Genomic DNA, 10,982 nt, shown 5'->3' on the forward strand with positions numbered 1-10,982 from the left:
TATGAAGAAGAATGCGAAGCCAATCCAAACCAGGATCGCGATAAAATTATGGTGCTGGGCGGTGGGCCAAACCGTATCGGTCAGGGTATCGAATTCGACTACTGCTGCGTACATGCCGCGCTGGCGCTGCGCGAAGACGGCTTTGAGACCATTATGGTCAACTGTAACCCGGAAACCGTTTCTACCGATTACGACACGTCCGATCGTCTCTATTTCGAGCCGGTAACGCTGGAAGACGTGCTGGAAATCGTGCGCATTGAGAAGCCAAAAGGCGTGATCGTCCAGTACGGCGGCCAGACGCCGCTGAAGCTGGCGCGTGCGCTGGAAGCCGCAGGCGTGCCGGTTATCGGCACCAGCCCGGATGCGATTGACCGCGCCGAGGACCGTGAGCGTTTTCAGCAGGCGGTCGATCGCCTGGGCCTGAAGCAGCCCGCCAACGCAACGGTGACCGCGCTGGAGCAGGCGGTAGAAAAAGCGGCGACTATCGGCTATCCGCTGGTGGTTCGTCCTTCTTACGTGCTGGGCGGACGCGCCATGGAAATCGTTTACGACGAAGTGGATCTTAAGCGTTATTTCCAGACGGCGGTTTCCGTTTCCAACGATGCGCCGGTGCTGCTGGATCGCTTCCTGGATGACGCGGTAGAAGTGGACGTTGATGCCATTTGCGATGGTGAGCGCGTGCTGATTGGCGGCATCATGGAACATATCGAGCAGGCTGGTGTGCACTCCGGTGACTCCGCCTGTTCCCTGCCGGCCTATACGCTGAGCAAAGAGATTCAGAACGTTATGCGTCAGCAGGTCGAAAAGCTCGCCTTTGAGCTTTGCGTGCGTGGCCTGATGAACGTGCAGTTCGCGGTAAAAGATAACGAAGTGTATTTGATTGAAGTTAACCCTCGCGCCGCGCGTACCGTGCCGTTTGTCTCTAAAGCGACCGGCGTGCCGCTGGCAAAAGTGGCCGCGCGCGTGATGGCAGGCAAAACGCTGACAGAGCAGGGCGTAACGGAGGAAGTCATCCCGCCTTATTACTCGGTGAAGGAAGTGGTGTTGCCGTTTAATAAATTCCAGGGCGTCGATCCTATCCTTGGCCCGGAAATGCGCTCCACCGGCGAAGTCATGGGCGTGGGCCGCACCTTTGCAGAAGCTTTCTCGAAAGCGATGCTGGGCGCGCAAAGCAACATGAAGAAAAGTGGCCGCGCGCTGCTCTCCGTACGTGAAGGTGACAAAAAACGTATTGTGGACCTGGCCGCCAAGCTGCAAAAACTGGGTTTTGAGCTGGATGCTACCCACGGCACAGCAGTGGTATTAGGCGAAGCGGGTATCAATCCGCGGCTGGTCAACAAGGTGCATGAAGGCCGTCCGCATATTCAGGATCGCCTGAAGAACGGCGAGTACGCCTATATTGTGAACACCACGGCCGGACGGCAGGCGATCGAGGATTCTAAACTGATCCGCCGCAGCGCCCTGCAGTACAAGGTGCACTACGATACTACTCTGAACGGCGGCTTCGCGACCGCAATGTCGCTAAATGCCGACCCGACCGAACAGGTCATCTCCGTGCAGGAAATGCACGCGCAGATTAAACAGGCTTAAAGCGCGTCCGTGTCTCCTCCCCATCCCCGCCTCGGCGGGGATTTTTTTATCTCTCTATGTCCCCCGCAGTAATAAACCGTTTTGTGACGCCTTTAAAGTTAATGCGTTAAAAAATGCGGCAGGCTTTCTACGCCGCCGAAACGTCGGCGCGATAATTCCCTTATCACGGATGAAACAATGAAAAAAAGCGCTGTCGCTCTGGCCTGTTTGGCCATTATTTCGCTGGCTCATGCGGCCAAAGATGTTACTACAAAACCGGATTTGTATTTTCTACAGGAAACGCAATCGCCCGACAGCTTGATGCTTTTGCCACCGCCACCGGCGACGGACAGCATTGAATTTCTCAATGATAAAGCGCAATACGAACGGGGTAAAAGCCTGCGTGATACGCCTCGTGGCAAACAGGCCTGGCACGACGCGCAGATAGAAGGCGACGGCGTGGCCGCCGCTTTTTCTACCGCCTTTGGACGAGAAATCAGCAAGAGCAAGACGCCAGTGCTTTATGGGCTGTTAATGAAAATGCGTGAGGATGCCGGCGATTTGGCCACCCGCAGCGCCAAAACCCACTATATGCGTATTCGTCCCTTTGCTTTTTATCACGAGCCGACCTGCCGTCCCGACCAGCAGCAGACGCTGTCCACTAACGGCTCTTATCCATCCGGCCATACGGCCATTGGCTGGGCAACGGCACTGGTGCTAACGGAGATCAATCCGGCGAGGCAGGATGTCATCCTTAAACGCGGTTACGACATGGGCCAGAGCCGGGTGATCTGCGGCTATCACTGGCAGAGCGATGTGACGGCTGCCCGTATCGTCGGTGGGGCTATCGTGGCTCGTTTGCATGCCGATGAAAACTTTGTCGGGCAACTACAAAAAGCGAAAGATGAGTTTAACCATCCGGCGTCGGTTCGGTAAAGCCGCGCGGCGCGGAAAATGCAGTGGCCCTTTGGTTGAGTTTAACCGAAGGTTTTATAAGACGAAAAAAGCCCCGCCGGTTGTTATACCGACGGGGCTTTCATTTATAAAGAAGCGGTCAGGAGAGGGCGACTTTGATACCGAAAGCGATCAGTACGGTCCCTAACAGCCTGTCGATCAGCTTCTGCGCGCGGGCCAGACCACGACGGACGGGAGGACTTTGGATGAGTATCACCAGCGTCGGCCACCAGATGGAAGAGAGCGTTAAAATAATGCCGGCATACCAAATCTTTTCGCCCAGGCCAGAATGCACGTTAAGCACCTGCGTAAACATCGACAGAAAAAACAGCGTGGCTTTAGGATTCAGCAGATTGCAAAGGTAGCCCTGCATAAAGGCCTTCTTTAAGGAGGTGTTTTCCGCCTCAATGTTGCTGAGATCCATTTTGCTGCCGCCGCGTGAAAGTAATGCCTTAACGCCGACGTAAATCAGGTAAGCCGCCCCGGCATACTTCAACAGCATAAACAGCCATGGCGTAGTGGTAATCACCACTGCCAGACCGGCGACGCAATAGGTCATATGCGTCGCTACAGCACAGTTGACGCCAAGCGCCGTCATTAATGCGGCACGGCGAGGATAGCGTGCCGCATTTTTAATAATCAGGAAAAAATCGGGACCGGGCGAAAGCATGCCCAACGTCGCAATCGTGACGATAAGTAAACTGGTTTCTAACATGATGTTCTCAGGGTTCAGCAGAAGAGAGAAACCCCTAAGGGTTTGCCGAGGCTATTTTAGCCTGAAGCACTGACAAATGACACGTCGCCGCTAAACCTTTACTTAATTCGCCACGCTTTGCTATCGACGAAACTTTCGCCTTTCCGTATGATGGCGCCAATTTTACACCTTGTGAGTATTCTCAGATGATAAGCCTGATTGCAGCCATGGCGACCGACCGCATTATCGGGATGGAAAATGCCATGCCGTGGCATCTGCCCGCCGATTTGGCCTGGTTTAAAAAGCACACGCTGAACAAACCGGTCATTATGGGGCGCCGTACTTTTGAATCTATCGGCCGCCCGCTACCGGGCAGGCTGAATATCGTGATCAGCAGCCAGCCAGGCGATGCGGAAGGCGTAAGCTGGGTCTCTTCCATTGAAGAGGCACTGAAAACGGCCGGGGACGTTGAGGAGATCATGGTCATCGGCGGCGGACGCGTTTATGAGCAGCTGCTGCCGCGCGCTGGTCGCCTGTATCTGACGCATATTGATGCAGAAGTGGAAGGAGATACCACTTTCCCTGACTACGAGCCGGATCAGTGGCAGTCGACCTTTAGCGAGTTTCACGATGCGGACGAGAAAAATACGCACGGTTACTGCTTCGAAATTCTGGATCGACGTTAATCAAAAGGGCGGATAATCTCCGCCCTTTTTCGTTAGTCTTCCCGCTCGCGGTACGACGGCTGGGTGAACCAGGTTTTATCTTCCCAGCGCAGCATCGTCAGCACGCCGCCCCAGCAGCAGCCCGTATCCAGCGCCAGAATAGTCTCCGGCGTGCCTTTCCCTTCCAGCGAAGCCCAGTGGCCGAACGCAATGGTATAGTCACGCGACACCGGACCTTGAAGGGTAAACCACGGCTTTAGCGGTGCCGGGGCCGAAGCGGGCGTATCTTTGCAGATCATATCCAGCTGGCCGTTAGGAAAGCAGAAGCGCATCCGGGTCAAGGCGTTGGTGCTGAAGCGCAAGCGCGCCAGTCCGCTCAGTTCCGGCGTCCAGTTGTTCGGCATATCGCCGTACATCGCATCCAGAAACAGCGGATAGGTATCGCTGGAGAGCACGGCTTCAACCTCGCGTGCGCAGCTTTGCGCTGTGGCAAGATCCCACTGCGGCGTAATACCCGCGTGCGCCATCACCAGCTTTTTCTCTTCATCGACCTGGATCAGGGGCTGTCGACGCAGCCAGTTAATCAGCTCGTCAGCATCTTCTGCCGCCAGCAACGGCGTCAGGCGATCTTTAGGCTTGTTGCGGCTGATGCCGGCAAACACCGCCAGCAAATGCAGATCATGATTACCCAGCACCACTTTCACCGCATCGCCAAGCGAGCGAACATAGCGCAAGACTTCCAGCGAAGCGGGGCCGCGTGCAACCAGATCGCCTGTCAGCCAGAGGGTGTCCCGGGCGGGATCGAAAGTCACCTGGGCCAGCAGCGAGCGAAGCTCGTCATAGCAGCCGTGAATATCGCCAATCAGGTAAGTGCTCATAAACAATCCGAACCTCAGCGCCGGACCAGCGCCCGGATCGCAATCAGAATTAGTGTATGTGGCTGGGAATGGCCAGCCGGAACACCGGGATCGCCACGCGGAAGGCTTCGCCTTCGCTGTCGATCATCTCATAGTGTCCCTGCATGGTGCCCATAGGGGTTTCCAGCACGGCGCCGCTGGTGTACTGAAATTCACTGCCGGGCGCAATGTGCGGTTGTTCACCGATCACCCCTTCGCCCTGAACTTCCGTTTCGCGGCCGTTGCCGTTAGTAATCAGCCAGTAGCGGCCCAGCAGTTGAACGGAATGACGCCCCAAATTACGCAGGGTAATGGTGTAGGCAAAAACGTAGCGGCTCTCTTCCGGCGCGGATTGCGACGCAATATAAGCGCTCTGAACATGCACACAAACTCGGGGCGTATCCATAGTTAACTCTCCTGCGGCGTCTGTTGGGGATGCGCAGACAACCAGTTCGCCAGCTGGCAGTACTGAGCGACAGAGATGTTTTCCGCGCGCAGCGTCGGATCGATATTCATCTCCTGCAGGACTTCCAGCGTAAACAGATGGCCAAGGCTGTTGCGCAGCGTTTTACGGCGCTTGCCGAACGCTTCGGTGGTGATCCTGCTCAGGACTTTTATATCCTGAACCGGGTTTGGTAGCGATGCATGCGGCACCAGGCGTACCACGGCGGAATCCACTTTCGGCGCAGGCGTAAAGGATTCCGGCGGGACTTCCAGCACGGGGATCACCTGACAATAATATTGCGCCATTACCGTCAGACGACCATAGGCTTTGCTGCCGGGCCCGGCCACCAGGCGGTTCACCACTTCTTTTTGCAACATAAAGTGCATGTCGCGGATCGCATCAGTATAGCTGAAAAGGTGGAACATCAATGGGGTAGAGATGTTATAGGGCAGGTTGCCGAAGACGCGCAGAGACTGGCCTTTTTCACGAGCATAGGCCGCGAAATCAAAGGTCATGGCATCCTGCTGAAAAATCGTCAGCTTAGGGCCCAGGAACGGATGGGTCTGCAAACGAGCCGCCAGATCGCGGTCGAGTTCGATGACCGTCATCGCTTCCAGCCTGTCGCCAACCGGTTCGGTTAACGCGCCCAGACCGGGGCCGATTTCAACGACCGCCTCACCGGACTGAGGGTGGATTGCAGAGACGATACTGTCAATAATGTACTGATCGTTAAGGAAGTTCTGGCCAAAACGTTTGCGGGCGAAATGGCCCTGATGGACGCGATTATTCATTACTGCTCTTAATCATGGTAATGGCGAGGTTAAGCGCCGTAATAAAGCTGCCCGCATCCGCGCTGCCCCGGCCTGCCAGCTCTAAAGCGGTGCCGTGGTCAACGGAGGTGCGGATAAAGGGCAGGCCGAGCGTGATATTAACCGCCCGCCCGAAGCCCTGGTATTTCAGTACCGGCAGGCCCTGGTCATGATACATCGCCAGAACCGCATCGGCATGTTGAAGATATTTAGGCTGGAACAGCGTATCCGCCGGCAGTGGGCCGGTCAGCTGAATGCCGCTGCGCCGAAGCTCGTCGAGCGCGGGAATGATGACGTCAATTTCTTCACGTCCCATATGGCCGCCTTCGCCCGCGTGTGGATTAAGACCGCAGACAAAAATATGCGGCTGCGCCAGGCCGAACTTGCTTTGCAGATCGTCATGCAGAATGTGGATGACTTCATGCAGGCTGTCGCGGGTGATGGCGGCAGAGACATCTTTTAACGGCAGATGCGTAGTCGCCAACGCGACCCGTAGCGCTTCCGTTGCCAGCATCATCACCACGCGGGAACAACCCGCGCGCTCGGCAAAAAACTCGGTATGGCCGCTGAACGGGATGCCCGCATCGTTAATCACGCCTTTGTGCACCGGTCCGGTGACCAGCGCTGCGAACTCGCCGTTTCGACAACCGTCGCAGGCGCGAGCCAGCGTTTCCAGCACATAGTGACCGTTAGCGACGCACAGCTCGCCCGCTTTTACCGGCTGCGGCACGGTTACGGGCAGGACGGTCAGGGTTCCGGCAACCTGCGGCCGGGCAGCAACGCCCGGCTGGTATTCACGCAGCGTCAGAGGGAGACCCAGCTTTGCTGCACGCTCGCGCAGCAAAGCTGGATCGGCGACGACGACCAGTTCAACTGGCCAGTCGCGCTGGGCCAGTTGGAGGGTAACATCGGGACCAATCCCGGCAGGTTCGCCGGGAGTGATCGCCACGCGCATATTACTGAGCATTGGCATCCAGAATTTTCACATAAGCAGAGGCGCGCTGCTCCTGCATCCAGGTTTGCGCTTCTTCTGCAAATTTACGGTTAAACAGCAGGCGGTAAGCACGCTCTTTCTGCGCCGCGTCGGTTTTATCCACCTGGCGCGTATCCATCAGCTGAATCAGATGCCAGCCGAAAGAGGAGTGCACTGGCGCGCTCATCTGGCCTTTTTTCAGCTTCAGCAGCGCATCACGGAAGGCAGGATCGTACACCTCCGGCGAGCTCCAGCCAAGATCGCCACCCTGATTGGCAGAACCGGGATCCTGAGAAAGCTGTTTAGCAGCCTGGGCAAAAGTGGTTTTGCCGCTGTTGATCTCCGTTGCAACCTGAGCCAGTTTCTGGCGAGCCTGATCGTCGGTCATGACCGGCGATGGCTTAAGCAGAATATGGCGGGCGTGCACTTCCGTCACGGAGATATTCTGCTTGTCACCGCGGACGTCGTTCACCTTCAGGATATGGAACCCCACGCCGGAACGGATCGGGCCGATGATATCGCCTTTTTTGGCCGTCACCAGCGACTGGGCAAACAGCGAAGGCAGTTCCTGAATTCGGCCCCAGCCCATGTTGCCGCCTTTCAGCGCCTGAGGATCGGCAGAGTAAGTGATAGCCAGCTTACCGAAGTCTGCACCGCTCTTAGCCTGACTCACCAGTTGTTTAGCCAGGTTTTCCTGATCGTCCACCTGTTGCTGAGTCGGATTTTCCGGCAGCGGCAGCAGAATGTGACTGAGGTTCAGTTCAGTAGAGGCGTTATTCTGTGAAGAAACCTGGGTCGCCAGCGAATCCACTTCCTGCGGCAGAATAGTCACGCGACGACGAACTTCATTGTTGCGCACTTCGGCAATCGTCATCTCTTTGCGGATCTGCTCGCGATAAGTGGCGTAGTTCATGCCGTCGTAAGCCAGACGGCTACGCAGCTGATCGACGCTCATTTTATTTTGCGCAGCAATGTTAGCAATCGCCTGATCGAGCTGGTCATCCTGGATCTGGATACCGGCCTGTTTCGCCATTTGCAGCAGGATATTATCCATGACCAGACGCTCAACAATCTGATGACGAAGCGTTTTATCGTCCGGCAGCTGTTGACCCGCCTGCTGGGCCTGGCTTTTCACCGACCGCATCATACCCTCGACGTCGCTCTCTAATACCACGCCGTTATTGACTACGGCGGCTACTTTATCAACAACTTGCGGTGCTGCAAACGCGGAGCTGGCGCTAAGCGCAGCTCCCAGGATCAGCATTCTCCAGTTCTTCATACTTTTTCCATTTTTCTATCCGCACTGCGGGTTGGCATACTAATTATCACAACATCAGAAAGAGCGCTGATAAGGCAGGATGCCCTGACGCAGCATTTGCCCGGTGCCCAGGCCATAAGATGAGCTCAGGCCGCGCAGCTCAATGTTGAACGAGATTTTGTTGTCATACTTACTGCTGTCATTTTCCCAGTTGGTGATCTTACGTTCATAGCCCAGGCGAATAGCGTAGCAACAAGAACTATACTGTAAGCCCAGCAGCTGATCGGCAGGCTGTTTAGCTTTGGTATCGTAATACCAGGCGCCGACTACCGACCAAGCATCGGCGATCGGCCAGCTGGCCGTGGTACCCACCTGCGAAATGCCCTGTTGATAGCCAGGGTTAGTGATCTGGCTGAGCGTCTGCTGAATATATTCGGGGCTGGTGTAGCGATAGTTCAGCTGCACCATACGGTCTGCATCCCGGCGATATTCCAGCACGGCATTGCCCTGAGAAACGTTATCAATGCGGGTGTCATACTGCACACCGCCGCGCGCTCCCCAACGATCGCTAATCTTCCAGTACGTGTCGCCCGCCCAGACCAGGCTACCGCGATCGTCGCTGTCCGCATTCTCCAGCCCGGTACGGGATGGGGTAAACGAGTAGATTTGACCAATGGAAGCGTTAAAACGTTCAACCAAATCGTTATCAAATATTCGCGTGGTGACGCCGCTGGTCAGCTGATTGGCTGAAGCGATGCGATCGAGGCCGCTGTAGGTGCGGTCGCGGAACAGGCCGGTATAGTCACTTTGCAGCAGCGTGGAGTCATAAGAGCGAATAGTGCTCTGATCGCGATAAGGGATATAAAGGTACTGCATACGCGGTTCCAGCGTCTGCGTGTAACCTTCAGCCCAGTTCATATCCCGATCGAAAACCATTTTGCCATCAACCTTGAACTGCGGCATAACGCGGTTCACGTTGCTTTTCAGCTGGTTGACCTTGCTGGTATCAACATTATTGTTGTAATACTCAATATCGTCCTGCTGGTAGTGCGTGGCTAACAGCTTCGTTTCGGTGTTCAGGCTGCCCCATCCGTTGGAAAGCGGCAGATTGATGGTTGGTTCCAGATGCAGACGAGTCGCATCCGGGTAACGTTCGTTAACGTTAGTAAACTTCACCGCCTGCGCGTAAAGATGCGTATTGAACGGGCCAACGTTGTCCTGGTAATAGTTGAAATCAAACTGCGGTTCGGCGCGGTAAACGTCATTATTCGTCTGGGTAGAGAAAATCTGGAACTGTTTGGTGGACAGCGTGGCGTCCCAGTTTTTCTCTGCATAGCCTACGCTGAACTTCTGCGTGACGTAGCCATCGGTGGAATCGCCGTAGGTGGAGTCCAGATCGGTGAAGTAGTAAGGATCGCTGACCTTGGTGTAATCAACGTTAAAACGCCAGTTCTGCTCGTAAACGCCAGAGTGTTTCCAGAAGAAGAGCCAGCGGTTGGAATCTTTGTCATCAGTAATACCGCGCGTGGCGGCATCTTTATTGTACTGATCGTCGCTTGGCAGGTAGTCAAATTCAACCAGACCCGCGCCTGCTTTAGTCAGATAGCGGAACTCGTTCTGCCACTGCAGGCCGCGCTTGCTCATATAATGCGGCGTGATGGTGGCATCAGCCTGCGGCGCAATATTCCAGTAGTAAGGAAGAATAAATTCAAAGCCGTTGGAGCTGCCGTATTTCGCGTTGGGGATTAAAAAACCCGAACGGCGGCGGTCGCCAATAGGCAACTGCAGATAAGGACTGTACAGCACCGGCACCGCGCCAATTTTGAAACGGGCGTTCCAGATTTCGGCTACCTGCTCTTCACGGTCCTGAATCACTTCTGTTCCTGCCACGCTCCAGCTGTTATCACCGGGCAGGCAGGAAGTAAAAGTCCCGTTTTCGAGGATGGTATAACGGTTTTCACCGCGTTGTTTCATCTGATCGCCGGTACCGCGTCCCTGACGGCCTACCATTTGATAGGTGCCGTTCCAGACGTTGGTGTCTTTGGTATTCAGATTCGACCAGGCTTTCGGCCCTTTCAGGATGACCTGATTATCGTCGTATTGCACATTACCCAACGCGTCAACGGTACGCACCGGCACCGTCTGACCCGGTTGTGGTCGCTGGTGCAACTGCACCTCGTCGGAAAGCAGACGGCTGTTGCCTTGGCGAATATCGACGTTGCCGGTAAATACCGCATCATCAGGATAGTTGCCTTTCGCTTGATCCGCGTTGATAGTAACCGGCAGTTCATTGGTATTTTTACCCTGAACCAAAGGCCGGTTATAGCTCGGTACACCCAGCATACACTGCGAGGCGAGGTCATCTGCCAGACCCTGCTGGCTGTAGAGCGCTGAGCCGATAAGCGTGGCCAGCAAAGTAGGTAGTCGTTTTTTCATACGCGGTATCGAAAATTCCGTGATAGCTGGCATCATGCCGACAAACGGTCAGAGACTAACGCACTCAACTGCGTTGCGCTAGTGTTATCCAGGCTGTTTGACCGCGTTGCCGTTAGGCTCAGAGATAAATGACGGGTATGATAATGCAATTTTTAGCCTTCAGCATGGCGAATTGAGGAGTATATGCGCTATTGGGGAAAAGTAATTGGGCTTGTGCTGGGTTTGTTAAGCGGCACCGGCTTTTGGGTACTGGCAATTGGCCTGATCCTCGGGCATTTGGTTG

At 55.3% G+C, this 10,982-nt stretch carries 10 protein-coding genes and 1 pseudogene; 4 read left to right on the plus strand and 7 right to left on the minus strand.

What is annotated here, in order from left to right; translation table 11 throughout:
• Together carB and RTK32_RS12485 are read left to right on the plus strand one after the other, a co-directional pair.
• A partial coding sequence (gene carB / locus RTK32_RS12480) for a carbamoyl-phosphate synthase large subunit (RefSeq protein WP_312044391.1) occupies positions 1-1,590 on the plus strand: 1,590 nt, incomplete at its 5' end.
• 177 nt (positions 1,591-1,767) lie between these two features.
• Positions 1,768-2,505 (plus strand): phosphatase PAP2 family protein, encoded by a 738-nt coding sequence (locus RTK32_RS12485; RefSeq protein WP_312044392.1) that lies wholly within the window; start codon positions 1,768-1,770, stop codon positions 2,503-2,505.
• 118 nt (positions 2,506-2,623) lie between these two features.
• Here RTK32_RS12485 and RTK32_RS12490 read toward each other — a convergent pair whose 3' ends face one another.
• Positions 2,624-3,238, minus strand: coding sequence for a LysE family translocator (locus RTK32_RS12490; protein WP_312044394.1), 615 nt, complete (start codon positions 3,236-3,238; stop codon positions 2,624-2,626).
• Positions 3,239-3,423: 185 nt separating this feature from the next.
• On the opposite strand from RTK32_RS12490, the gene folA reads away from it, so the two are divergent.
• Positions 3,424-3,903: a type 3 dihydrofolate reductase gene (folA, locus tag RTK32_RS12495; protein WP_312044396.1), complete on the plus strand. Its 480-nt coding sequence runs from the start codon at positions 3,424-3,426 to the stop codon at positions 3,901-3,903.
• Between the two features lie 32 nt (positions 3,904-3,935).
• Here folA and apaH read toward each other — a convergent pair whose 3' ends face one another.
• The 6 genes from apaH to lptD are packed head-to-tail and all read right to left on the minus strand — an operon-like array spanning position 3,936 to position 10,735.
• Complete coding sequence (gene apaH / locus RTK32_RS12500) at positions 3,936-4,760, minus strand: bis(5'-nucleosyl)-tetraphosphatase (symmetrical) ApaH (RefSeq protein ID WP_312044398.1); 825 nt, start codon at positions 4,758-4,760, stop codon at positions 3,936-3,938.
• Positions 4,761-4,809: 49 nt separating this feature from the next.
• Positions 4,810-5,184 carry a Co2+/Mg2+ efflux protein ApaG gene (gene apaG, locus RTK32_RS12505; RefSeq protein ID WP_312044400.1) on the minus strand — a complete coding sequence of 125 codons (375 nt, stop codon included), beginning with the start codon at positions 5,182-5,184 and terminating at the stop codon, positions 4,810-4,812.
• A 2-nt stretch (positions 5,185-5,186) separates the two neighbouring features.
• Positions 5,187-6,014, minus strand: coding sequence for a 16S rRNA (adenine(1518)-N(6)/adenine(1519)-N(6))-dimethyltransferase RsmA (gene rsmA / locus RTK32_RS12510; protein ID WP_312044402.1), 828 nt, complete (start codon positions 6,012-6,014; stop codon positions 5,187-5,189).
• Entirely contained in the window at positions 6,007-6,999 is a 993-nt protein-coding gene (gene pdxA / locus RTK32_RS12515; protein WP_312044404.1) for a 4-hydroxythreonine-4-phosphate dehydrogenase PdxA, read from the minus strand. Before pdxA ends, rsmA begins: the two co-directional genes overlap by 8 nt.
• A complete protein-coding gene (surA, locus tag RTK32_RS12520; protein ID WP_312044406.1) occupies positions 6,989-8,284 on the minus strand; it encodes a peptidylprolyl isomerase SurA in 1,296 nt (431 codons plus the stop codon). The genes pdxA and surA overlap by 11 nt, the downstream gene beginning before the upstream one ends.
• 54 nt (positions 8,285-8,338) lie before the next feature.
• Positions 8,339-10,735, minus strand: coding sequence for an LPS assembly protein LptD (gene lptD, locus RTK32_RS12525; protein ID WP_312044408.1), 2,397 nt, complete (start codon positions 10,733-10,735; stop codon positions 8,339-8,341).
• A gap of 147 nt (positions 10,736-10,882) precedes the next feature.
• Between lptD and djlA the strand changes: the two are divergent.
• Positions 10,883-10,982, plus strand: a pseudogene (gene djlA, locus RTK32_RS12530) (co-chaperone DjlA); the annotation flags it as partial.

This window comes from Erwinia sp., assembly GCF_031978025.1.
GTDB lineage: Bacteria > Pseudomonadota > Gammaproteobacteria > Enterobacterales > Enterobacteriaceae > Erwinia.

What these genes read in the sequence shown, in the direction of transcription:
- pdxA (WP_312044404.1), bottom strand. Translation starts at nt 6,999, where the DNA reads ATGCTCAGTAATATGCGCGTGGCGATCACTCCCGGCGAACCTGCCGGG.
- RTK32_RS12485 (WP_312044392.1), top strand. Translation starts at nt 1,768, where the DNA reads ATGAAAAAAAGCGCTGTCGCTCTGGCCTGTTTGGCCATTATTTCGCTG.
- rsmA (WP_312044402.1), bottom strand. Translation starts at nt 6,014, where the DNA reads ATGAATAATCGCGTCCATCAGGGCCATTTCGCCCGCAAACGTTTTGGC.
- RTK32_RS12490 (WP_312044394.1), bottom strand. Translation starts at nt 3,238, where the DNA reads ATGTTAGAAACCAGTTTACTTATCGTCACGATTGCGACGTTGGGCATG.
- lptD (WP_312044408.1), bottom strand. Translation starts at nt 10,735, where the DNA reads ATGATGCCAGCTATCACGGAATTTTCGATACCGCGTATGAAAAAACGA.
- folA (WP_312044396.1), top strand. Translation starts at nt 3,424, where the DNA reads ATGATAAGCCTGATTGCAGCCATGGCGACCGACCGCATTATCGGGATG.
- apaG (WP_312044400.1), bottom strand. Translation starts at nt 5,184, where the DNA reads ATGGATACGCCCCGAGTTTGTGTGCATGTTCAGAGCGCTTATATTGCG.
- apaH (WP_312044398.1), bottom strand. Translation starts at nt 4,760, where the DNA reads ATGAGCACTTACCTGATTGGCGATATTCACGGCTGCTATGACGAGCTT.
- surA (WP_312044406.1), bottom strand. Translation starts at nt 8,284, where the DNA reads ATGAAGAACTGGAGAATGCTGATCCTGGGAGCTGCGCTTAGCGCCAGC.